General features: G+C 39.3%; 31 protein-coding genes and 8 tRNA genes. 26 read left to right on the top strand and 13 right to left on the bottom strand.

What is annotated here, in order from left to right; translation table 11 throughout:
* Positions 1-2: 2 nt before the first annotated feature.
* The 10 genes from BSCG_RS15575 to BSCG_RS15620 all read right to left on the bottom strand — a co-directional run bounded on the left by BSCG_RS15575 (position 3) and on the right by BSCG_RS15620 (position 6,886).
* Entirely contained in the window at positions 3-1,259 is a 1,257-nt protein-coding gene (locus BSCG_RS15575; RefSeq protein WP_008775850.1) for a P-loop NTPase, read from the bottom strand.
* Between the two features lie 5 nt (positions 1,260-1,264).
* Positions 1,265-1,534, bottom strand: a complete 270-nt coding sequence (locus BSCG_RS15580; RefSeq protein WP_007854238.1) for a hypothetical protein — start codon at positions 1,532-1,534, stop codon at positions 1,265-1,267.
* Complete coding sequence (locus tag BSCG_RS15585) at positions 1,518-1,916, bottom strand: YopX family protein (RefSeq protein WP_007854240.1); 399 nt, start codon at positions 1,914-1,916, stop codon at positions 1,518-1,520. Before BSCG_RS15585 ends, BSCG_RS15580 begins: the two co-directional genes overlap by 17 nt.
* Positions 1,917-1,921: 5 nt before the next feature.
* Complete coding sequence (locus tag BSCG_RS15590; protein WP_004326977.1) at positions 1,922-2,179, bottom strand: hypothetical protein; 258 nt, start codon at positions 2,177-2,179, stop codon at positions 1,922-1,924.
* A 7-nt stretch (positions 2,180-2,186) separates the two neighbouring features.
* Positions 2,187-2,696: a hypothetical protein gene (locus tag BSCG_RS15595; protein WP_008775849.1), complete on the bottom strand. Its 510-nt coding sequence runs from the start codon at positions 2,694-2,696 to the stop codon at positions 2,187-2,189.
* Positions 2,689-2,871, bottom strand: a complete 183-nt coding sequence (locus BSCG_RS15600) for a hypothetical protein (protein ID WP_007854243.1) — start codon at positions 2,869-2,871, stop codon at positions 2,689-2,691. The genes BSCG_RS15595 and BSCG_RS15600 overlap by 8 nt, the downstream gene beginning before the upstream one ends.
* Before the next feature lie 6 nt (positions 2,872-2,877).
* Positions 2,878-4,608, bottom strand: coding sequence for a hypothetical protein (locus BSCG_RS15605; protein ID WP_008775848.1), 1,731 nt, complete (start codon positions 4,606-4,608; stop codon positions 2,878-2,880).
* 644 nt (positions 4,609-5,252) lie between these two features.
* Entirely contained in the window at positions 5,253-6,146 is an 894-nt protein-coding gene (locus BSCG_RS15610; protein ID WP_032849482.1) for a hypothetical protein, read from the bottom strand.
* Positions 6,147-6,225: 79 nt separating this feature from the next.
* On the bottom strand, positions 6,226-6,507 hold the full coding sequence (locus BSCG_RS15615; protein ID WP_004327399.1) for a hypothetical protein: 282 nt from the start codon (positions 6,505-6,507) through the stop codon (positions 6,226-6,228).
* A gap of 139 nt (positions 6,508-6,646) precedes the next feature.
* Complete coding sequence (locus BSCG_RS15620; protein ID WP_004327398.1) at positions 6,647-6,886, bottom strand: hypothetical protein; 240 nt, start codon at positions 6,884-6,886, stop codon at positions 6,647-6,649.
* Between the two features lie 375 nt (positions 6,887-7,261).
* Here BSCG_RS15620 and BSCG_RS15625 point away from each other — a divergent pair, with 375 nt between their 5' ends.
* The 8 genes from BSCG_RS15625 (at position 7,262) to BSCG_RS15660 (ending at position 12,549) form a co-directional block, all read left to right on the top strand.
* The gene (locus BSCG_RS15625; protein WP_004327397.1) at positions 7,262-7,828 is read left to right on the top strand and encodes a hypothetical protein; all 567 of its coding nucleotides are present in this window, start codon (positions 7,262-7,264) and stop codon (positions 7,826-7,828) included.
* A 758-nt stretch (positions 7,829-8,586) separates the two neighbouring features.
* Positions 8,587-8,943, top strand: coding sequence for a hypothetical protein (locus BSCG_RS15630; RefSeq protein WP_008775846.1), 357 nt, complete (start codon positions 8,587-8,589; stop codon positions 8,941-8,943).
* Between the two features lies 1 nt (position 8,944).
* A complete protein-coding gene (locus BSCG_RS15635; RefSeq protein ID WP_032849481.1) occupies positions 8,945-10,582 on the top strand; it encodes a phage/plasmid primase, P4 family in 1,638 nt (545 codons plus the stop codon).
* 1 nt (position 10,583) lies between these two features.
* Entirely contained in the window at positions 10,584-10,766 is a 183-nt protein-coding gene (locus BSCG_RS15640; protein WP_008775844.1) for a hypothetical protein, read from the top strand.
* 2 nt (positions 10,767-10,768) lie between these two features.
* Complete coding sequence (locus tag BSCG_RS15645) at positions 10,769-10,990, top strand: hypothetical protein (RefSeq protein WP_032849508.1); 222 nt, start codon at positions 10,769-10,771, stop codon at positions 10,988-10,990.
* Between the two features lie 5 nt (positions 10,991-10,995).
* Positions 10,996-11,373 (top strand): hypothetical protein, encoded by a 378-nt coding sequence (locus tag BSCG_RS15650; protein ID WP_032849507.1) that lies wholly within the window; start codon positions 10,996-10,998, stop codon positions 11,371-11,373.
* Entirely contained in the window at positions 11,370-11,777 is a 408-nt protein-coding gene (locus tag BSCG_RS15655) for a hypothetical protein (RefSeq protein WP_008775841.1), read from the top strand. The genes BSCG_RS15650 and BSCG_RS15655 overlap by 4 nt, the downstream gene beginning before the upstream one ends.
* Complete coding sequence (locus tag BSCG_RS15660; RefSeq protein ID WP_008775840.1) at positions 11,761-12,549, top strand: hypothetical protein; 789 nt, start codon at positions 11,761-11,763, stop codon at positions 12,547-12,549. Before BSCG_RS15655 ends, BSCG_RS15660 begins: the two co-directional genes overlap by 17 nt.
* A 485-nt stretch (positions 12,550-13,034) precedes the next feature.
* On the opposite strand, the gene BSCG_RS15670 is transcribed toward BSCG_RS15660, so the two are convergent.
* Genes BSCG_RS15670 through BSCG_RS30470 form a run of 3 tightly spaced genes read right to left on the bottom strand, consistent with a single transcriptional unit; the run spans position 13,035 to position 16,133 of the window.
* Positions 13,035-14,531 carry a phage portal protein gene (locus BSCG_RS15670; protein ID WP_008775838.1) on the bottom strand — a complete coding sequence of 499 codons (1,497 nt, stop codon included), beginning with the start codon at positions 14,529-14,531 and terminating at the stop codon, positions 13,035-13,037.
* On the bottom strand, positions 14,528-15,880 hold the full coding sequence (locus tag BSCG_RS15675) for a terminase large subunit domain-containing protein (RefSeq protein WP_008775837.1): 1,353 nt from the start codon (positions 15,878-15,880) through the stop codon (positions 14,528-14,530). Before BSCG_RS15675 ends, BSCG_RS15670 begins: the two co-directional genes overlap by 4 nt.
* Positions 15,864-16,133: a hypothetical protein gene (locus BSCG_RS30470; protein WP_241762150.1), complete on the bottom strand. Its 270-nt coding sequence runs from the start codon at positions 16,131-16,133 to the stop codon at positions 15,864-15,866. The genes BSCG_RS15675 and BSCG_RS30470 overlap by 17 nt, the downstream gene beginning before the upstream one ends.
* 378 nt (positions 16,134-16,511) lie before the next feature.
* Between BSCG_RS30470 and BSCG_RS15680 the strand changes: the two genes are divergently transcribed.
* The 18 genes from BSCG_RS15680 (at position 16,512) to BSCG_RS15750 (ending at position 22,813) form a co-directional block, all read left to right on the top strand.
* Positions 16,512-16,584, top strand: a tRNA-Met gene (locus BSCG_RS15680).
* Between the two features lie 65 nt (positions 16,585-16,649).
* Positions 16,650-16,722 (top strand) — tRNA-Phe (locus tag BSCG_RS29950).
* 79 nt (positions 16,723-16,801) lie between these two features.
* Positions 16,802-16,874, top strand: a tRNA-Asn gene (locus tag BSCG_RS15685).
* A 7-nt stretch (positions 16,875-16,881) separates the two neighbouring features.
* Positions 16,882-16,954, top strand: a tRNA-Trp gene (locus tag BSCG_RS15690).
* Positions 16,955-16,959: 5 nt separating this feature from the next.
* Positions 16,960-17,030, top strand: a tRNA-Gln gene (locus tag BSCG_RS15695).
* A gap of 5 nt (positions 17,031-17,035) precedes the next feature.
* Positions 17,036-17,107, top strand: a tRNA-Glu gene (locus tag BSCG_RS0127460).
* A gap of 73 nt (positions 17,108-17,180) precedes the next feature.
* Positions 17,181-17,265, top strand: a tRNA-Ser gene (locus BSCG_RS29945).
* Positions 17,266-17,271: 6 nt separating this feature from the next.
* Positions 17,272-17,353: transfer RNA gene (locus BSCG_RS15700), tRNA-Tyr, on the top strand.
* 93 nt (positions 17,354-17,446) lie between these two features.
* On the top strand, positions 17,447-18,070 hold the full coding sequence (locus BSCG_RS15705) for a hypothetical protein (RefSeq protein WP_005794419.1): 624 nt from the start codon (positions 17,447-17,449) through the stop codon (positions 18,068-18,070).
* 27 nt (positions 18,071-18,097) lie between these two features.
* On the top strand, positions 18,098-18,505 hold the full coding sequence (locus BSCG_RS15710) for a hypothetical protein (protein ID WP_004327383.1): 408 nt from the start codon (positions 18,098-18,100) through the stop codon (positions 18,503-18,505).
* A 37-nt stretch (positions 18,506-18,542) separates the two neighbouring features.
* Positions 18,543-19,736 carry a hypothetical protein gene (locus tag BSCG_RS15715; RefSeq protein ID WP_005794414.1) on the top strand — a complete coding sequence of 398 codons (1,194 nt, stop codon included), beginning with the start codon at positions 18,543-18,545 and terminating at the stop codon, positions 19,734-19,736.
* A 19-nt stretch (positions 19,737-19,755) separates the two neighbouring features.
* Positions 19,756-20,130 (top strand): hypothetical protein, encoded by a 375-nt coding sequence (locus BSCG_RS15720; protein ID WP_005794411.1) that lies wholly within the window; start codon positions 19,756-19,758, stop codon positions 20,128-20,130.
* A 2-nt stretch (positions 20,131-20,132) separates the two neighbouring features.
* Positions 20,133-20,456, top strand: coding sequence for a hypothetical protein (locus BSCG_RS15725; protein WP_004326777.1), 324 nt, complete (start codon positions 20,133-20,135; stop codon positions 20,454-20,456).
* Between the two features lie 3 nt (positions 20,457-20,459).
* The gene (locus tag BSCG_RS15730; protein ID WP_004326776.1) at positions 20,460-20,990 is read left to right on the top strand and encodes a hypothetical protein; all 531 of its coding nucleotides are present in this window, start codon (positions 20,460-20,462) and stop codon (positions 20,988-20,990) included.
* A 23-nt stretch (positions 20,991-21,013) separates the two neighbouring features.
* Complete coding sequence (locus tag BSCG_RS15735; protein ID WP_224205391.1) at positions 21,014-21,382, top strand: hypothetical protein; 369 nt, start codon at positions 21,014-21,016, stop codon at positions 21,380-21,382.
* A 23-nt stretch (positions 21,383-21,405) separates the two neighbouring features.
* Positions 21,406-21,969: a hypothetical protein gene (locus BSCG_RS15740; RefSeq protein ID WP_004326773.1), complete on the top strand. Its 564-nt coding sequence runs from the start codon at positions 21,406-21,408 to the stop codon at positions 21,967-21,969.
* A 101-nt stretch (positions 21,970-22,070) separates the two neighbouring features.
* On the top strand, positions 22,071-22,529 hold the full coding sequence (locus BSCG_RS15745; RefSeq protein ID WP_004326772.1) for a hypothetical protein: 459 nt from the start codon (positions 22,071-22,073) through the stop codon (positions 22,527-22,529).
* Positions 22,530-22,591: 62 nt separating this feature from the next.
* Positions 22,592-22,813 (top strand): hypothetical protein, encoded by a 222-nt coding sequence (locus BSCG_RS15750; protein WP_008775833.1) that lies wholly within the window; start codon positions 22,592-22,594, stop codon positions 22,811-22,813.
* The last annotated feature ends 17 nt before the right edge of the window (positions 22,814-22,830 follow it).

Genomic DNA, 22,830 nt, shown 5'->3' with positions numbered 1-22,830 from the left:
TTTTATTTCATTTCTTTATTCCAACCATCATAAATATCTTCCCAATTATCACCTAAACCAACCCTTATGCCGAAAGCGTTGTAACATTGTTGTACCGCTTCTTTCGGTGGTAAGTATCTCCCGTCACTTAACATTATATAGCCTTCATTTATTTCTTGTTGTAGCAGATTTATATCTACTGGCATGATTTCATCAGGGAACAGCACCACGTTTCCTTTACTTGTTTGATAACTGACTCTTGGTAGTTCAAAATGCCCTCTCTGTCCGGTCAATAAAGAACAGATTCCAATTTCTCCGGTAATGAGATGAACTTCCGTGTTTGGCGCATTTATAACCATAAAATAGGCGTTATCGTCATTTTGGAAATGATTTACTACTCTGCCAACCCTTTCTGTATCACATCTTCTCATTCTCTCGTCCCAAAGATGTCCCATATCATCATGGAACCGGATATAATCTCTTACTTTATCCCATGTTCTTACAGACAGAAATTTCATAGCAGGTAGAGTAAGAGTTTTTTCTACACCATTATCATATTTAAGTTCATGGGTAAAGTAATGTTTTCGTGAGCCGGTAATGTGTATATCCGTAACATCAAAGTTTTCATCATATCCGTTTTCGGTGGAATATTCTTCAAGAACAACAATATCACTCTGTACGATTTCATCAACTATCTTTTGAAACTCATTATAGGCATTGGTTAGCAGGTTTTCGGTATTCATGTTGTCCTGCATGGGTATTTGTGCAACAAGTCTTATTGGGTATTCATTATGTTCTGTACCGTAGCACATATTCTCCACAATACCACAATTAACCTTCCCACATCTTTCATGAAAGAAGTCCATTGTACGCAATACATCTTGGTTGCTTAATTTCGTGGGTTGGGTGACAAACAGCACATAACTTACTTTTACCCTACTAAGAAGTTCTATATGCACGTTTGTAACACTTGGAGGCGTGTCAATAAGAACATAATCCGGGTTGATAGAGTGTATTTTCTTTTTAGCCAGTTCAAGATATTGCCTTACCATTGATTTTTCCAAGTAAATAAACTTGGAAAACATATTTCCAGAAGAGTGTACCCAAATCATTTCATGCGGATGATCGCCTTCAAATTCGGTGTTCATTGACGGGGTGTTTATATCTGCATCAATGATAAACACCTTATTCCCTTGTTTTGCAAGCAATCTTGCTATATTTGCGGTTGTTGTGGTTTTGCCTACGCCGCCTTTGCCTGAATATATTATAACAGCTTTCATATCAATTAAATATTTGGTTCAATAAATTCTATATTAGCCATCCGCATTTCATCTTCAAACGTCCATTTGTAATTGTGATTTTCCCAAAATGAAGCATATTCACAACCACGGCAAGTAACAGAGTATCGGCCTTCTCCTATTTTTCTTGCTTTACAAACATCGCGGAAAATCCGGTTATCTATCGGAAAGTCTGTAAAACATACGATCTCTTTTCCTTCATCCAGTAGCTTTTTAAGAAGCTGATAGTCACGACTGGTTCTATATGGCATATTCATGGTTGGCTCCTTCTTTCATCAATTCAGGATTATCAAAAGCATTTCCTATGACTCGAATTTCCCGTTTGAAATCATTCCACCAATCAGGTGAAATTTGTTGCCATGGGTTCATCCATTCTTTATTTAAGTCGCTGATATTGGCAAGGCAAAAGCAGGCATATTCATCTATGTATTTAACCAATTTGGGATATTTACCATTAACACTAATAATGTCATGTTCGTAAATTTCTGTACCTTCTTTATCTGTTTTGCCTATAAATTGGCCGATTGTTTTGCAATCAACCTCATACTCTATGAATGTTCTTTTACCTCTATGGTTCAGATCACCATATACCCACATCTTTGTATTAAGGCTTTTGCCTCTGAATTTTATTATTCTCATAAATATTAAGAGTCAAGTTTTTTAATAAATTCATTTAATCTACTGGCTGAATAATCGGTACCGCCAATTATAAAATAACCATCAACGGCAAATTTGAATGCTTCAATGGCTTTTTGTCTCATTCCTTCTTCGGCTATCGCTATTGCTGCATAGGCTTTTGCTTCTGATATGGCATATTGCACATAGCCGGTAGAATCCATCCGGTTGTCACTTTCCAAATCCAAAGTGTTACGTCTGATATAATCTTTTGCTTTTTGATTCATAATTATGCTAAAATTGCTTTATTTGTTTTCTAAATTCGTTCCATTCGTTGTTGGTAAAGTTGAAAAGAGTCTTTTTGCCTTTTTCTTCCCAATCACTTATGGCATAACCTACTAAATAGACTTTTTTAGTGCTGAAATCAAATCCCGTCACCCTATAACGTTTCTCATTATCCCGGTACATTGCCCCTTTGCATAACCTTCTGCCTTTGGAGTCTATGAAGGGTTTAATATTGCAGAATGCTTCATAGCTTTGGCAGGCTGAAATATTTCCCGAAGTAACAGCTTCCCGATAGAAATTTTCACCATAGCCCTTACCGTTGGCGTTGACTCCAAACCAGTAACCACCGCTGAATTTTGAAAATATATTCTGAAAATCCTCTTTATTGAATTTCATTTGAGATATTATAGCCAACTTTACTGCTTCATACATGGCTATGTTGACTCGTAAATAAGAATCAGTCTTTTCATTGTTCCAAACAAATTCTATCAGTTCAAAAGCTTTTGATTTTTCATTCATACTTTAGGGTATTTTCCTTCTCCTTTCGGATCAGTTCATTAATAAATTTACTCATGTTCGGTTGCTCTCTGACAAAATCAACCAAATCAATATCCAGTCTAATAGCATAGACCTTACTTTTCGTAACCGGTTTGTTTCGGCGATAACTTCTTTTGGCTTGTTTATTCTCTTCCATAATGATTCATTGATATATGTAATAATTCGTTTGAAATGGCTGTAATTTAGGTTTGTTTGCCTCTTTTGTTCCGTCTCTGATTCGATGATTACCTTTGGTGTGAAAACGTCTGAAATCTCCCCAAAATAGTTCATCTGCATTTGCCTTTGGTCGGATTGTTCCCCAAACATATCGCCGTAATAGTTCGGGCAACATCATGGAAACAAATAGTAACGCTATACATTGGTGATTCAATAGTTCGGGCACAACGGTTCGGCTGATAATTCGTTCATGTTTATGTATGAAGATAGGCACCGGGAAAACCAAAGGCCGATCAATATACAATAGTTCGGGTGTGTATGCGCGTACTGGTTCATCCTCTGTTATTGGTTCGGGTACATTTGCGTTTGTTTCTTCGCTTACTGGTTCGGTCAATAGTTCAGGCAAAGAAATGCCGGATAGTTCGGTTAACATTGTTAGCCTCTGTAATGCTTTGTTTATTTGATCCTGATAAAACCAACGGGAAATAAAATCTATCAGAGCTACCAAAGTAAAGACAAACGCCGGTGTTTTCGTTTGTGCATCCACATATAAGGTCGGTAAATGTTTTTCCGGCTCTCTTACCGGTTCTTTTTCCGTGATGATCGGAGCTTTGGCGCGATCCAAAGCCTTTATATTACATTTTAGGTTCGGGCAAATAGAATCATTTATAAACGCAGGCATAACCACACCTATACGCGCCATCTTATCATCAAAGACCACCGCCCGATCAGGTGCCACCAGCCACACGCCACCAGTCCAGCCGGGAAGCAATGGGATAACGTTTGATGCAAAGAAACCTAACTTTATATCAATTAAAGCGGCTTTTTCCAATGTTACACAAAGTTCTTTGTGTCCGTTACTGTCTGCATCATTATAAGATAAATAAACTTTATTCTCTCCGGCAATAGTGCGAAGTGAAAAACCGCTTTTTTTGTTTCGTTTGGCTATTTCTTTTACAAAACTGGCAACCGCTTTTAATTCGCTTTTCTGAATCTTTATAAATCCGTCTTTTGAAAGATTGGGGTACACAAGCCGGTAATTAGGGAAATATCCGGCAAAATCACAAACAAAGGTTTGTTTCTTATCGTTGGTTATTTCTGTAATATTGCCGCCTTCCTGATTACAAACACAAACAGAACACCGGCCAACCATTTCTTTTAAATGCTTGGGATTGATAAATAATTTCAGGCTGTCAGGCAAAAGCCCGGATGTTTCAATAATTACGGGGTATTCTTTTAATGTACGCCCATCAGAAGCGACTAAAGCCGATTTGTAAGGATCAAGATAAATATAATTAAATGCTGGTCTTAGAGAATCTTTTGTTACTAATTTAGTGATATTTAGATGCTCTTTTGTAATCCATATATCAAAGGAGCAAACAATATTTTCGCGCTCTTCTATTTTGGTAAACCTTGTTTTATTGGCTTGTTTGGTGCCTATCAGCTTTTCAAATTGCCAAACAAGATTAAAAACCTGATCCACTGGAAAGGAACATTTAAAGCTGTTTATTTGTACAGTCCTAAAATCCGTTATATTTAGTTGGGCGTCAACGCAAAGATATTTTATATTTATCTCGTTACCGTTGGCATCTTTCAGCTTTGCAAGCTCCGCGGCGGTATAGGTGCCGGGAGCTATTTCTATTTCATTTGTAAAAACGTCGTTTGCTATTTTAACCAATTCGGCCAAAATGAGGCCGTTAAATTCTTTTTCATTCATAACATTAAATAGTTAGATATTTTACACCAAAGTAAAAGCCTAAAGCAAGGCAAAAAAGCAAGTAAATAGGAAGCAGCCAAAGACCGCCAAACACGCTAAAGCAGATTAATAAAACTACTATTAGCCAAATAATTACGCCCACCATGTTAGAAAGTAGGGTTTTCAAGCTCTTGCAAAAAATCTTCCTCCGTTATGCTCTCACATATATTTGAGCCATCAACATAAACACTAAACCCGGTTGCGGTGCGGAATACTTCTAATTTGTGCGTTTCTCCGTTTGGGGATTCTATTATATAGGTAGTCATAATATCAAAGTTTAAAGGAATGCCGGGAAACCGCCCGGCGCGGTGGAATTATTTGTATTATTCGTTTATGTTATGTAAATTACAGTTCCAAACGTGAAAAGGGAATGAACCGTTTCCATTAAGACTAACGACAGACGTACGATCCCCGTTATCCTTTATTACATAAACTATAAGCTTTCTAAATCCGTATAACCCAATATGATATAATATCTTTTTCTCCATAAATTTAAAATCTGTCTGATTGATCGTCTTTATTTATAAAGTCTTTTAATTTTTTGGGATCGGTGCCGGAGATAAACACCACGGCACCGAATAAAAGCAGCATTAAACAAAACATTTTTATTTCATTTTAAAAGTTATGCCAGCAGGCAACAAAGAACGGTTAACACTGGAAACAAATTTATTAAAATCGTTCTCCGTTACTTTTGTTTCGTAGTCTTTCCAATTAAAAACAAGCTCGTTACTATGATCGTAATATATTACATTACGTAATGATAACCCGGCATCAAGAACGGCCAACATAACCCGCTTTTCATTTTCGGCCTTTTGTTGTTTCTTTTTGCAATCGTTAATTATTTCAGCGCGTTTTTTCTCGTATGCTTTGCGCTTTTCTTCGTCTTTTCGCGCTTGTACAGCTTCAGGGCGATAATAACCATCGTTTATTCTGTTAGTTATAGTTGTACGTCCTTCGTCCGTCAATTTCAAAGTAAAACGTTCGTTTTCCGGCTTATATGGGTTTTCCCATGTTTGCCCGGTTAACTCTTCCAGCTTTTTTAAAGCCTCGTTAGATTCTCTTTTCCAGCGTTCAACGATACCGAGCATATAAAGGAGGTATTTAAAGTATTGTTTATCTTCTGCCTGATGAAGCAAATTATATTCCGTTTCCGTGATACGCAAATAGTTAATTGCAGTTTCTTTGCTGCTGTTCGTAATATGGTAAAAACCGTTTTCAACTGGGTACATTGGCGCGCCGTAATGATTAGACAAATGAAGATCAACGAACATTTTAAACTGTGGGAAACGCTTTAGTATTTCTTCATGGCAGCAACCACCAGCACACCAAACGAAACGCCCGTTTTTGCGTTGTTCGTAAATATCCGCCGTTATACTCCAATCGCATATATTATTTTTGCAATCATCAGCCAGTAATATTTTAACATTGATTTCAAAGGTTGTCCCGGCTTGAATATATCTTTTTGATACTGTGTAACAAAGTCTATTTGTAGTAGTCATAATACAAAGTTTTAAAGGGTGAATAATGAAAAGTAAGAAGTAACCCGGAGCCATGACAACCCCGGAAAAATAGTTATTATTAGAATTTAGAAAGATATTCCACGCATCCGATAATATAGGCCGCGTGTTCTCTTGCCGCTTGTTCTTTTTCTTGCTTGGTTGCGGTCTTATGATCCTGATCGGAAAGCATTTTAGCCGCCATCCGGACGATCTTTTTCATAGTAGAACAGTTTGCAAGATATTCAACGGAAGGAGTTAAACCGCGGTTTACTTTTTTCAAGAGTGCATTTTGCAGCCATTCAGTAAGCGCGTAAATATCGCGAGAATTGCGAATATAGATAATTAATAAATCTGTGTTCATAACGCAAAATTTAAAGGGTGAAACTTGGTTTGTCTTTGTTTTTCCCTTAACTTTGCGTTATCACTGTGGAAGGTGATCCGATAAACGCAAAGTTTAAAGGGAGGCCGGGAAGAGTCGCCAAACTCGACCCGGTTTTTTATTAATATGAAATCTTTTGAATGCGATCAAAAGGAATTAATAACGCTATATGTTTATCTTGATAGTGAATCAGTTCAAAACTATTTGCCGTTGATAGTCTTATAATAGCGGCTTTTTTCGCCGTTTCTTGAAACACATCAAAATGAACCTTCAAACGGTTGCAACAGTTTGTGCCCTCTGGGGCTACATGTACGGCGTTTAGCGTTACATTTTTGTTTTGTAAGTTTAGTAATACTTCCATGATCTTATATTTTAAATTAAACACTCAACCAAGAAGAAGTAAAAGCGGAATTTGTGGAAGGTGATCCGGTCTTTTATCTCCTTTTCTGTATTACAAAGATACGAATAATATTTGTAATACAAAACAAAATGTACTTTTATTTTTTAATAAAATGCTCCGTTTTTACATTTATTAATATTGATATAATATATTGATTATCAATAAATTAATAAATAATATGATGATAAATATAAAGTATTTAAGAAGTAAGGAAATATTTATAGAAAATAGGTGTTTAAATACGCTTATTTGCTTTATTTATAGCCTTTGTTTAACTTTGTAGCAAGTTACAGAGCGCGAGACGCCAATATAATAAACTCTTTCATATCGTTTTATATGGTGTACAGTAAGCGCGTAACAGATTTACAGCAAATTTATCAATTAACCCCGGATGATGTTTTCTTTTGTATGCTTGTTGCATCCGGTGCCAGTCGTGGCGAAGCATACGCAACTATATTTAGACCACGATCAACCAAAATAGAAACGGCGCAACGCGGAGCCGCCCAACTTGCAAAGGATAAACCCGGCATTAATAAACTAATACGGTCTTTTGAAGATAACCGCGCCGCCTTCCTTCCTGACAATGATAGCCCCAAAAGCAAGAAGAAAAAGAAAAACACAGAAACAGAAGAGGAAGAAAAAGCCGGGAATGTTGTACAATACCGAGATAAAGACGCTGTTTTATCAGGCCTCGAACAAACCCTACCTTATTTAAGGGGCAAAGATCGCGCGGATGTATTAATGAAAATAGCCGATCTCCAGCAAATGAAGAAGGACGAAAACACGGAAGAAGAGGAAACAGTACATTATTATCTACCTTTGCAATGTTATAGATGCAGCCTTTTTATAGCTGATCGAGCAAAGCGGAAAGCAGAAGGAGCGGAAAAGCCGGATAATATTTAATATTATAGGTATAATATAAAGAGAATCAAGATAAAACGCGGCTTTTCTCCTTCTTTGCCGGTTAACTGGATAATGAAAGCAGGGAGGGCACCCCCCCCGGCTACCCAAGACACCAAGCATGTTTCAATCCCGGTAAGATTTTTATTTTTTTTCTTTTTTGGAGCCAATAATGGATGTTTTTAAGGCTTTTCCAATGATAAATTACAAAAGTGAATGTCCGATGTATAGTTTTACTTCTGAAAATGTATAGTATATGTATAGTTTACTTCATAACTATACATGTGTAAATCATTCATTATTAAGTCAATGGAAATTTAATGTATAGTATGTATAGTTTATATGTAAATTGCGTATGGAAAAAATATATATAATATGGTTTGCATAAAAAACTATACATACTATGCACTATTTTTCCATTGATTTGTATTTCAATATGTTATATATGTATAGTTGCCTTTAAAACCCTACATAAACCATACATATCAGAGAGAATGCTCCATCTGTATTTCCTATTGAAATAGAGTCGTTATCCTTTGTTTGCCAATATTTTATGATTACTTATATTGAATGGTGCTATGAATACAAAATATGATAAAAAAGCCTTCAAAAGCGCGTGTTTATTCTATATTTTAAGTAGAAAATAATAGTATTTATATGATAATTATGTAGAAAATAGGCTATATTTGTGGCGTAAAACGGCCTGAAAATAGGCATAAAACTATCAAAAACACTTGTTTTTGAATATATAATGATATTTTATGAAAATACATGAGTTTGATCCGGTGATATATCCACGCAAGTTGTGGGTTGCAGTCAGTACAGATACATTTTCAGATAGATTTGAAGGTGTAAGTGAATGGGATGATACTGCTGATGCCATTGTGGACTGTGTTCGTGATAAACTGCGAAATTTGGGTGGTATTCTTGTCCGATTTGAAAGTAAGAATGCCATTACTATAGCAAATATCGCTCATGAAAGTTCACATATAGCGATGAACATATTTGATTATATAGGTGCAAAAGTGGATTTAGCTAATCAGGAAACATTCTCGTATCTTGTTGGATGGGTTGCTGACTGTATCAATCAGGTAAGGACTGGTAAATTTAAAGACTGAAATGGAGTCGGGAAAGTATAGGAAGTTGTTAAATGAGGTCTTCGGGCTTATGAAAGGCGAGAAACTGGATGCCGCCTTACAAGAGTCCAAAAGTGCAGCGCGTGTTGACGCTGTGCAGGACTTGATGCGTGCAGCCATTATACGATCTTCGATTTGTAAGTTCAATGGTACTCCTTACTATTTCAGTGGCCGGATATATGAAGAGATGGCATGGGATGATTTTGGCAACCTGATATATGACTTGATGCGTAAATGCAAAATGCCCAATGGTGATTATTCCCGTGTGGAGGGTGTACTGAAAGTTTGTAAGCGTGTGGTGGCAGGGAAAGCCTTGAAGCCTGATAATGCCATTGTGGTGTTCAATAACTGTGTGTTTGATATGAATGCTCGCCGTGCACATTCTTTCAACCGCCGTTGGGTACAGACTACATGCGTTCCCTATGACTACAAGCCGGAAGAGCATGTCTTTCTTTGGAGAATGTTCCTGGATGAAGTTTTGCCGGACAAAAACATGCAAAAAGTTTTGCAGGAGTTTCTTGGAAGTATTTTTGTTGACCGGCGTGTGGCGAAAATGGAAACTATGCTTGTTCTTCGTGGCTCCGGCTCCAATGGCAAAAGTGTAGTCTTTGAAACGATCATGGGCATACTTGGCCGGGAGAATGTCAGCAATTTCGGCATAGGTGCATTGATTACTGGAAATGAGAGAAAAAAAAATATCGCTTTCATTAATGGCAAGCGGTTGAACTACTGTTCTGAAATACAAGCGTTAGAGTTTGGTAAGGATAGTGACACGTTGAAGAGCCTTATCAGTGGTGAACCTACCGAAGCCCGGCCTATCTATGGCGATAACTTCACTGCTTACAATATTCCCCTGCTTATGGCAAATGCCAACCAAATGCCGTATTTGAAAGACTGGAGCTATGGAATGAGGCGGCGTATTTGCATTATTCCCTTTGAAGTGGAGATACCCAAAGCCCGGCAGAAAAAAGAACTGTCACGGGATTTGGAAGCCGAATACCCGGCTATATTCAATTGGATATTGGAAGGCCGTGACCGTTTTATCGCCAATGGTTATAAGTTGACAGACAGTAAGGAGCTTGAAAATGTCATGGATGAATATCAGTCGGAAAGTAGTACCGTAATGAAGTTCATGTACCAAATGAACTATCTATGCCGATATGAAGAGATTGCCGATATTGAACCCAAATGGATGTCTTCGGCCATTCTGTACCGGAAATATTGCAAATGGTGCAAGGACAATAATACCAAAGAAGAGAATGTAACAGTATTCGGACGTATTCTTTCGGAAGCCGGTTATCGTAAAAAAAGAACCCCGAATGGTCAGGTGTATGGTTTGTATGGAACAGCCTTGACGGAAAAACTCTATTATGAGAAACGGGAAGACCTACGGGGTAACTATAAGCAAAGGATCGCTAAACCGGTTTATCAAGATGGCAAACGATACGCTTATACCCATGAAGGGCTTGCGGCCTGCTTGTCATTGAGCATTTATCAAGTCCAGCGTTTGTTCCGGGAGAAGAAACTGGAGGGGACGTACCACATGGAGAAGAGAACAACTGTTTTTGACTTGGACGCTGTGGAGAAGATTATCAAACAATTAAAAATAAGAACCAAATAGTATGATCGCACCGGATGAATTTGCAGAGGTTATTGAAAAAATAGATAACCTACGGGGAGCATTGGAAATCCCTATGCCAGCTGGATTTCATGTAAATCAAATGAAGCGTGAGCTTGAAGAAGTATCAGACAAATTAAAACGGATTTACGTTGAGGAAGAAGACGGAAATCCATGGGAGGAATAAGCATGGCAGTAAAATTTAGACACAAGGAAACGGGACTGTTCTTTTGCAGGGCAAAGGGATTATCCCCTTCAAGAAGAGATTATGACAAACTTGGAGAAGAAGGTATTTTTAAGAAAAGGCATTTGTCTAAGCGAGGAAGAATCTACGAAACCGCAACTGAAAATCAGAAACGGGATTGGATTGGTAAGAAACATGCAGATGAATTTGAAATAGTAAAAGTATGAAAAATATGAATCACATAGAGTTGAGTGTTGAGCTGATGTCTATCCTTCGAGCCTTGAACTATTCATGTGAATTGAAGACAATAGAAGGTAAGAGCATTGCAATGGATATAGCAGTGCAAGGAGAATTGTCTGTCAGACACAAAAAAATGATTGAAATGCTTCTTGGTGGATTTCTCTCTGAATTTTATTGGGTAAATGGGAAGCATCATATTTATATCAGAGAAGAGTGCAAAGGGCTTCTCCCTGATGATGATAGGTATAGTTGTTTGATTTATGAAATGAACAAAGTATCATCGGATGAAGAACGTATAAACTCTTATGGTAAGGAATACTTTTTTAATCTTGGAGATAGATTTGAACGTAAATTAAAAATAGAATTATGAGCAAAAAAACAAATGGTATTCAGGTAGGTAACTTTATTGTTACGAGGGATAATGGTAGTGAACATGACTGGATCAGCATTAAGGCAGTGTCAGGTTTTTGGAGTATGCGTTTTCGGGATGACAACGGAATGTTCTCCCGGATTCGGGAGTTAGCCAACAATAAGGAACTTCGCGAATATTTGGAAACATGGATCAAAGTCTGTTTCCTTATTAGTAACGCAACCCCCGATGTTAAGTTTATGGAAGAGTTTTTTAAAAGCTACTCTGATCTTACCGAACGGCTACGAGGCTTGCAGAAACCAGTATCACCGGAAGATGATGCCAAAATACTGGAAGAAGAAAGAAACATGAATAGCATAAAGGAAAGTATTAAGGAGGAACATAAAAATGAGGGTACCGACTGATAAGGAAATTGAAGAGGCCAAAGAATACCTCCGTCAACGTCTGGATGCGGAGCTATCCATGCGTACCAATCTTCAAATTGTAATGATCGAGGCGGCAAAGCAAATTATAGATATTTCATACCGGTACAAAATCAGCCCTGAACTATTCCGTTTTTCAGCAAACAGACAGTTGCAGGAGGAGGTGGATGCCATTATTTTATCCCTTCTTGAAATAATTGAAGACTATACTTATACTTTGGCAGTAGCGACACATGAGGATAATAAGGATGCAATCATAACATATATAACGCGAGAATCATACAGCAAAACCTTCACGCAACGCGCAAGAGAATATGTTGACCGGTTTTCAAAGGAGGTTGAAACGGCCATTGCCGCCGGACTACTACTGAACCTTTCCAAAGACAAACTACTTTCATCTATCAGGCAGTCGGTAAAAACGCCGTTGCTTAATGAGCATGTACAGAGAGCTATTTCAAAGGGTTATCCGGTTATTTCAAGACTCGGTGTTCAGGAGTCTTTTGGAGTAGGACGTACTGTAAGCTCTTGGACTGCACTGTCAGATTTGACGGAGTATGCTGTGGCAGAGGGTTGGATGAAGCATTGGGAATTACAGGCTAAAGCCAGTGGAGCCGTAGGGTTCTTTGTCATGCGTGGCAGCTCCTATCCTTGTAACATTTGTGACGATGAAGTCGGATTTCATGTGGAATGGGACAAATTACCACCGTATCACGGTCATTGTAAATGCTTTGCAGTTTCCGTATCAGCAATATAATTATTTAATAGGTTAAATATCAGAATTATTATGTTTGGAATATCATTAATCAGCACAAAGAAACTCAATCATCTTGCATCAGAATGCAGCAAACTGGCTATTGCCAATGTTGAACTTTCAAAACAAAATGCGACACAATCCAAAACTATTATGGAACTTACTGGAGAAGTCCGGGTGCTAAACTCTAAAATCCTTCTGAATGAAAGTATCAATGATGATCTGCAAAAGAAGCTTAACCGGAAATATCCTCGAAAGCCTTATAATAAAAAATTGTATCGAAAGTAGTGTCATATTCAATTCATTCATTACATTTGCAATGTAGAAGTTGACTTGTTATAACACAAGCTTATCAACCAAGTTGTTGAAAAAAAGTAAAGCCTCTGTCTATTTTATGTAGGCAGAGGCGGCTTTTTCCAATGTATAATTACATTGGATTCGGAGCGCGGAGTACGGGATTGCTTTCGCGCTCCGCGTTTTGGTACAGATCATTTTGCATTACCCTCTTTACTTTCATTTTTCTTGATTTTCAGTTGATATAGCAAGTCAGCTTGTTGCTGTTCCTTATATTCACGCATGATACGATCCCATTCATTGTTTTTCCCATAACCGGATTCTTCCGAGCCGGTTTCTTTTGATAAAATACCGGCACCGACTAATTGTACCAAGTTCGATACCAATTCGGCTGCATTTTGGTGGACGTATGGAACTGCCCACGAAAAAATTTTCAAATTGAGGAATTTGGTAAGTTGGCCTTTTTCTGTTCCATATCCGTGCAGGAACAGCCGTTTCATTTTGTCTATTGATTCGTCAAATTCCTTGCAGTCAATCATGGCTTTTTCCAAAGATGGTGAATAGATCAGCTTGATAGCAACACCCGGCAAATCTCCTGACTTTACTTCGGGAGGCATGACAACAAAACTCCCCATAAAAATCATTTTAAGTAATGTATTAATTTGAAGTTCAAATGATTGTGATGCTTCGGGACGATTCATAAAGCCTGCATCATCATCCTTCCCCATAGTGATAGCTTTTACCGCACCATACATATCTCCCTGAATCTCAACATCTTCACCTTTAAGTAACATGATTGGAAATGCGTATGCCATATTGTTTTGACACAAATGGGAAATAGCCAGTTCGTACTTGTCGATATTATCTTGTGAAAAGCTCCAGCAGGCACCGTGTTTGTCCCGATAATATACAACCGGACATTCGGTAAATCCATGATCGTGTTCTTCCACTAATGTATATCCTTCAATACCGAAATACTGTTTCACTTTGTTTATTGCTCCGGCTATTCCCCTTTTATCCTGCCGGTAACGGTACATTTTTTTATTATCCCACACTTCCACCCAAGAAATGAGTTCCTTTCCCTCTTCGTCATAGTCGCTGTATCGCCGGGCAAACAGTGTCATTTGACCGGTTATGGAATCGTAGTGAGGATAAAGAGTGTCACCATCAAAATAGGAGAGATTCTTGGTGAACACCTTGCCTTCATTCATATAGAATACGATTGCTGCATCTCCCGTTATTTTTACACTTTTGGCATATTCGTAAAATGCAATCTCCATATTTTTATCCAGCCATCCTTTTTGAAATTCGAGAAATATTTCCCGTGAACTTTCATCAACTTTGGTATCGGTCAGCTCATGATGAATGTCATTGCCACATAGATGTACAAGTTGTTGGATAGTGATTATCATCTGAAAGGGAAAAGAAGCACGGAATACTTTCTCCCGGAAGAACCGTTTCTTCTCTTCGTCATATTTCAGTCTGTCCGGGTAAAACAATTCCGAATTGATCTTGTGCCCTGAAGGATAAAACTCACGGATAAAATCAGCCTGCGAAATGAGCTGCCATGTCAGCCTATCACTGTTGTTTGTGAACGATGCGTTTCTTAAATCGCTCGTAATCCTGCCTTGCAAGTAACCTTCGGGAGTAACCCTTGCAAAAGGCTTTTTTGTAAGAATCTCTGCTATCATATTAATCCTAAACCTTTTATGTGTTTGCGTTTATGTTTAATTTCAAAAATCATTCGCATAAGCAATGCTTCTATGAAGTCGGGAGAATGGCCTACTAATTTTTTCATTATAATCTTCTTGATAATAGTCCAGCCTTTCTCTTCACTGTCTTCATCCTTTCGTATCGCTTTCCTTTCCTTGTCGAGAATCTGTCTAAGGGGAACTTTCTCAAACCCTTTGCCGGAGAACTTGCGTTCAAGAAGAGTCGGTTCAATGGAAATCTCCCGGTTGATAATTTTTTGTGCGAACAGATATGCCGCTTGTGATTTTAAATTCGCATAGATGTATTTGAATTTCTCTTCCACGGCTTCTTTGTTGTTGAATGGGATTGCATTCGGGAAAAAGCCTTTGAATATTTGTCCGAGTCCGTTAAGGTCATAGGTGAAGCATTCTTCTCTTACATGCCATTCTTCCAGCATCGCTTTTACGGTATCGACTGTTTTCTTGCTGTCAAGTTTGCAAACAAATATGTCTCTTATATGCCATCCTTCCCACAGCCACATGACAAGACTGTCGCCACCCTCAAATGCCGCATCACATGATACCCGGCGTATTCCATCACCTATCTGCATGGAATTGCGGTATAAGGCTTCCATGTGAGTCAGCTTTATTATATCATCTCCGGCAGCTTTGTATTTCCAGTTACCGTCAAGATCGCGTGCGCGTTGTTCGTCTGACTGGTTGACAAGGTTAGCCAAATAGGTCGGATCAGAAGACATCAGTTTTACATTATCGGAAAGTTTTGCTTCAATAAAAGTAACCGACTTGATAAACAGTTCTTGTGGTGTGCCATATTGCTCATACTCCGGCTTCCAGTAGGCGTGTATAATATCCTTGCATTGCTCATATACTTCCTCACGGGTATCTCCCCAATATATACCTGAAACATTGTCCCCGTCCATAAAACAATACCGGACTCTGCCATCACGTTCCGGGATTGGAAGACCATCTTCTCCGATCCACCAGTCAATGAATTTTGCAACCCAGCTGTCAGGATCAGGGTTACATGTTCCGATAAAGCGGTTACGGATATGAAAGGCGTTACGGTTACAAGTGATAAGGTATTTGAATTTGAGATATTCCATGTGGGTTATTTCATCCACACCTATATATGCGAACTGTTTACCTTGAAAACGCTTTTTGAAATCGTCAAGTGTGTCAGCATGATAGCTGAATTTTAAAAATCCACCTTTATAGAAATTCCAGCGCATGTCGTTTTTGGACTTGTTGTATTCCCCAAAATCATCATATAAGGTGGATGATGTTTCTACCATATCAGAGAGATCGTCTATCTCATGCCGGAGAAGCACAGAACGGAAGTTTTTTATTTTTTATATCTTTCAATGTTTCCATAAGAAGAGTAAAAGTTTTACTTCCTCCACGGCATCCCCCACAGATGGTAATATCAGCCGGGGTGGAGAGCATGTTTTCCTGCCCTCCACCTTGTGCGATTATCTTATTCGGATTAGGAATTTTCCTATCCGCGTCCCTTAACATTTGGATATATTCATAATCAAGCACCAAACTGGCATTAACCGTTTTTATTCCACTATATTTCTCCATAAAAAGAAAACCGATCCTCACATTACACATGTGGAGACCGGCCTATAAGCTCTGATTCTAATATTGCAGTACAAAAATACGCATAAAGAGTATTATTTTCTACATTTTAATAGAAAATAATATCAAAAATGTTTTGAGAAAAGAAATCCAGTACATATATTTGCAACGAAAACATGGAGTATGATAAAAATTAGTGCGGATAAAGATGCAGATCAAAGGGAAATATACAACAAGATAGTTTTATGTCCGATATGCGGTCAGAAACTAACTGATATAAGCTATGTCAATGGTGTTGTTATATTGAGAGTGAAGTGTCGTAGATGCAAGAACTACATAAATGTGGATATTGTGGGTACAAAGTAGTTTTCAGGATAATATCGCGGAGTGGAGCAGCTGGTAGCTCGTTGGGATCATAGCCCAAAGGTCATTCGTTCGAGTCGAATCTCCGCAACAATAGTTGGAGTTGCCGCATTGTTTCTCCCTTCGATGTGGCGTATGGGGATAAAGGGAGAATATGGAAAGATGGCAGACGTGGTGTATGCGCCGGACTGAAAATCCGGTTAAGGTGATTCGATTTCATCTCTTTCCACAAAACCTATACGGTGTGGTTCAATTCCCACAGGTACGCTGAAATGGGGTATCGCAGGTTAGGTGAGTATAGGTATATTGTCCGGTTAGCTCAATTGGTAGAGCAATACACTGTTAATGTAAAGGTCGGTAGTTCGATTCTATCACCGGGCGCAATGAAGCGGAGATAGTTCAGTTGGAAGAACGTCAGATTCCAAACCTGATTGTCGGGGGTTCGAGTCCTTCTCTTCGCGCATATTGAGATATGGTGTAATGGCAACACAGCAGATTTTGGTTCTGCTATTCAAGGTTCAAATCCTTGTATCTCAACAAATGGCGTATTCGACTAACGGTTAGGTCGTCACCTTTTCACGGTGGAAACCAGAGTTCGATTCTCTGATACGCTACACAGAATGAATAACGTCCGAAATACAAGGGAAATGCGGTGGTTTCACCGAGACATCTTGTAGGTCGCATATTGGAAGTATGGGTGAGTGAACGATACCACCTCTTTGCTAAAGAGGCAAGCTGAAAGGCTTCGGAGGTTTGAATCCTTCTGCTTCCGCAAAACGGGTAGTTACCGAAGTGGCAAACGGGATAGACTGTAAATCTATTGGCTTTCGTCTTCATTGGTTCGAGTCCAATACTGCCCACTATTAAATGGAAAATAAGACCAAAGAGTCAGATTGATGCAAAAAGCATTGTCTGACTCTTTTTTTATTCAACATAAACACAAAATAAACACGATGGAACAAGAAAAAATCTTATCCACATTAAGTGAGAAACTTGGAGAAACCAGTTTTTCACCGCAGACATTACAGACGTATGTAGAACTTAATCCCATAGCCGAAGGTTCGGAGCCTGACGAGGCTTATTGGAACAAGGCTGTGAATTTTCTGAAAGGGATGCAAGGACAGTACAACCATGATGTCGCAACCAGAGTTGAGGACTTTAAGAAAAACTATAAGCCCCAACCGACTCCCCCGACACCTCCAACTCCACCGGTACCACCGAAAAACGATGATGAACTGGAGAAGAAACTGAAAGAACTGGAAGCACGTTTAGACGCGGAAGACAGCAAAAAGGTTCAAGCTGATTTGTTGAAGAAGGTTACGGCTGCAATGAAGGCCAAACAAGCGAATGATGATTATGTGTTGAGCAAGACCTTACAAGGGGTAACTTTCGATACCAAGAAAACTGTGGATGAACTGGTTACTGAATTTCTGCCGAAATATGATGCAGAATATAAGGCGTGCAGGGGTTATGGCACCGCCCCAAGAACTTCTGACGGTTCAGGTGGAACACAACACAATGCAGCCAGCAGATACTTTGAACGTAAAGGCAAGAAGGAAGGCTGGAAGAAGAATTGAAATTATTAACTCTAAAACAATAAATGTATGGGAACAATGGGTAACACGTTTGATGTGAACACCGTGAAATACGGACATGCCCGTAAAGTGTGGCGTGAAATCCGTCACCGTTATCCGGGCGGTGGTATGGTGAGCAACATTTCCGATTGGGTTGCGGTTGGCAAGATTCCTGCCGGTACAGCTGTGAAGTTTGATCTTTCAGGTAAGACATTCACCGCTTATACGGATGCACAGATCAAGGCGGCTGAATCAGATATTACCACTCTTGGCATTAATGGTTATTTGCAAGAAGATATTCTTGTAGCCAGTGGCAACACAAAGGCCAGTGGGACAGTAGTCTATGCCGGAGAGATTTATCAGTACATGTTTGACGAAGAAGTGGTCGCTATCCTGCAAAAGATTACTACACTTCCTCAAATTGTATGGGTGCAGTAAAAGAATTTGAAAACAACATTTAAAATACGACAATTGTATGAATACACTTCCTATTGATTTGTACAAGGTTATCGAGTATGGGCTTGGTGGGGACACTTGGCAAGAATTTATTGACCGTTACAAGGAGAAGTATGACCTACTTCAAATTGATGGTTTTGAATTTGAAGCAACCAAGTTGGATTATACTTTCTCCCAGCTTATTACGAGCCTCGGCGTGAAAACGCTGCCAGCTTACGTTGATCCGGAAAGTCCGGGTTATGAAGCTGCATTGGGAGAACTCGAAGGAAGGACGGGTAATATCCCGACTCAAAAGAAGTTCTACCGTTTGAACCGTGTGACTGTGAGACAACAATTGCAGCTGTTGCAACGGGTAGGCATGTCCGCATTGACGGAAGAGATGCAGAATGTGTTCTTGGGCTTGCTTGATGAAAGTGCTGACGGTCTTATCGGATCGTACTACAATGCGCTTACTCACCAGCGAATGAGAATTGTTTCCACGGGTAAGTTCACTATTGATACTGATAACAACCCACGTGGTTTGAAGGGTATCACTATTGACTTTAATATCCCTGAAAACCATTATCAAGTATTGGCCGGCACAAGCCGCTGGTGGACTAAGGATGAACATATTCCGGCAAATCAAGGCTCTGCCTCTGATCCGATTATGGATGTAAAGAACAGAGTGAAAGAGATTCGCCGCAAATATCATTATTTGGGCAAGATCAGGATGGAGCTGGCGCAGGACTTATGGGATGATTTAATGACTCATACCACGGTTCTTAAACGTATCGGCCATTCCCTCTATCCGACTGTGACGGATGATAGTACGGTTATTGCCAATGCACAGAATGAAGATGAAGACCGCCTGAAAGCCATTTTCAAGAAACTGGTTAAGGTGGATGAAATCGTGCCACGTGACAGCTATGCTTTTGTTGACAAGCCCGGTAAGGATGCGGACGGACAACCTGATCTTATCACTGAACAAGTGGAGAACTTCAAGGCCACCAATATTGCCTTTATACCAGTAGGTCAGATCGGTACTATTCAAGGTGTGGAGCCTTTGACTTTGGGATATGAGGCAAACAAGGTTGCTTCTTATGACGGTGGACGCTTGAAACTGACACAGAGAGCCAATCCTGAAACACATTCAATCTATATTGAAAGTGAAGCCGCCCAAATGTGTGTGCCGAGAATGCCACAGTATATGTTCATCTCTACTGTAACTGTGTAATTCTTAAATTCATGCAAGAATGAATGAGGAACTTTCTCATACGGAAGATATGACCATTGAGGACTTTTTGAGTGGCGCAACTGCTTATGAAATAGCGGACAACGCCCTCAAAAGGGTTCTTGTCAAGCGGAAAATCGCTTTTGGAACAATGGTAAGTGAACTGACCGAAAGGCAGCTTGATCTTGCCACTGCCGATATTTACATGTGGTGTGCAAGCACTCCAAGCAGTAAGAATGATACCGAAGACAGTGACGGGGGATGGAAGCATAAGGAAGGTGGTTGGCAGACCAGTGCATACGACAAGCGGCAACTCCGTGAAATGGCGAAAGAACTGTATGAGAAATGGGATGAAGAAGTTGTAAAGGGCACTAAAATCAGAATAGTCAATTTTTGAGTATGAAAGTAAATAATCCACGGCATCCGCACAAATGTACTGTTTACCGAATTATAGGTGAGGATTCTTTCAGTGATGGTGAGAAGGTGATCTTGTATGAAGGTATATGCCGAAAGGAAGGTAGTACAAATTTGCGGACATTCAAAACCGATAATGTGATAAAGAGCGATTATCTGTTGAGCCTTCCCGGAATTGTTGAAGGAATATTGGCCGGTGATCTGATAGATGTCACGGACAGACAAGGCACTTTCACTCAATGTATGGTTACTGATAGCTATGCCGGAAATTTGGGAACAACTGTGTATTTCAATCTTGCAAAAAATTAACGCATGGATAACCGGAGCAATGAAGTATTGTTTGATGAAGGAATAAGGAAGGCAAAGGAGCTTGTTTCAGGATATATCTTTGATGTCTTGACTAAATGCTGTGAAGAACTTATCCAAGATGCACTTGATAACAAGTCAGGCTTTCGGAATCTTACGGGTAATACAATAACCAGTTATGCGTGCGGATTATTCATGGACGGTAGATTTTCCTATTTCGTTTGTAGTGGAGATTCAATGAAACAACCGGTGAGAGTAAAGCTGACTAAAGGTGAAACATTTGTAGGTGTCAGTTATGATAATCAGAACAGACGTTTTACTGGAACAATAGAAACTGATAAAGGTTATGGCGAAGCATTCTCCTTTGATTTCTTGAAAAGATATAAGTCGGAATCACGTAAAGGATTTGAGATAGTAATGTGCACGGGTACTGAATATTCAACCTATTTGGAGAATGTGTTGAATGCAGATGTTCTGACCGGAACATTTCAAAGGGCACAAAATACATTATTCAAGAACTTTAAACCAATGAAATGATGGGACGGACAGTTTATAGACGTATGGATATATTAAAACAAATCGCTGATGCAGTAACCGGCATTGGTGAAAAGGTTTTCATAACAGATCGTCCGGCTGCTGAACAAAAGGCGATGAAGGACTTTGTTGTTATCCGGTTGCCACAAACTATCCAAGATAAAGGAAGTACCTACCAAGACACTTACTGTCAGATAAACGTTTTTGCGCATGATCGCTCAAACGGTATTGAGAATACAGTCCGTTTGGATGAAATGCAAATGGAAGTGGTTTCAAAATTTCCAATAGTGACGGAATTGTTTTCAGCTGTAAGTCCACGATTGCTTCCCGGAGGAAATGACGGACTCGGTTTTCATTCCTTAATAATACAAGCGAAGCTAATAATAAACAAATGACACAAACTTAAAAAGATACGATTATGGCAGAGATTTCTATTACTACCAAACTGGAAGAGTTAAAGGTGCTCTTTAATCAGATGAAGGAGGTTTATTATGTGTCCAAAGTCAATAGTGACCTCGCAACTTTAGCGGCTTTTGATATGGAGCTGCCGGTACTCTCTGACGGAGTTACATTTGATACCGGAGCTGCCGATGTTTCCAAGATCAAGTTGACAACCGGAGCAACTTGGACTTCTATTGCTAATGCTGGAGATTCCGATATTCAGTTTCAAGTACCTTCCGTGGCAGGAAAGATCAATGACTTGTTACTGAACAAGAAAGCGGAAACGGTGACTATGACTGCTACCATTGATGGTGAGACTTATGAAGGTGAAGGTTACAATATCGAACCGAAGAAAGTAATCGGAGGACTCTTCATGCGTAGTGAAGACCGTCAAACAGCCTTGTTCTTACCGAATGTTGAGGGGTATAGCAACTTCGTCAGCGAGCAGGATAAGCCGGGGTACTTTAATGTATCTGTTTCTCCGTTGAATGATGCTAAGGGTGCCTCTATTTACATTTTACGTAAAAAAGTGTCCGAATAAAAAACTTAGGATATAACACTTTGCAAAATTCATATCAGCGAAAAGGTGGTGAGCTACTTGATACCGGCCACCACCTTTTTTCGTATAAAACACGATAAAATATGACAAAGAAGAATGACATAACACTTCCTACACCGGAGGATGAAAGGCTATTGAATGATGTGTTGGAAGACAGTGTGGACTATGTGGAAGTCCGAGGAAAGAAATATGGTATTTCATGGCTGAAAAGAGGGACTATACGCAAATTCACCAGTACCATGCAGAAATCGGGAAATGATGATAAGATCAGTTGCCAATGTGCAGCCGCTATCATTTTGAACGGATATTGGAAGATCAAGTTCTTCTATCCTTTCTTGTGGCGATGGTTCTTTTATATCAAACAATATGGAGATCATGAGCTGATGAAGGTTATAGCCGTCGGCAAAAAAAAAATTCCAGTGGAAGACTACTTGACTGCTACCATATATCTGACCGCGATGAAGGACACGATGATGACAATGACAAAAGAGGAAGCAGAGCATATCCTTCACGAACCAGCTACGGACAAACGTGGGAAATAGGCAAGTCCTATCCGTGGCTGACAGAGCCTTTGAGAGTATTTGGGATTCCAATAAGCAAGCCCTTGTTTGGTATTTATTGGGTACTTACAAATGCACAAATTGAACTATTGGCAATGGATGTGTCTATTGTGGTTACAGATTGTGACAAGGACAACAAGGAAAAGAAGCACGATACGAAGAACTTCAAATCCCCTTCCGTAAGCGAAATAGAGGATGCTGCCAAACGCTGGAAAGATAAGTATGGCAATGGAGAAACAGCAATTAACATTAATGATTATAAGTAACACAAACACAATAATAT

The sequence above is a fragment of the Bacteroides sp. 2_2_4 genome, from assembly GCF_000157055.1.
Taxonomy (GTDB): Bacteria; Bacteroidota; Bacteroidia; order Bacteroidales; family Bacteroidaceae; genus Bacteroides; species Bacteroides ovatus.
Note: the sequence above shows the minus strand (reverse complement) of the source record. Positions and strands in the feature narration are given on the sequence as shown.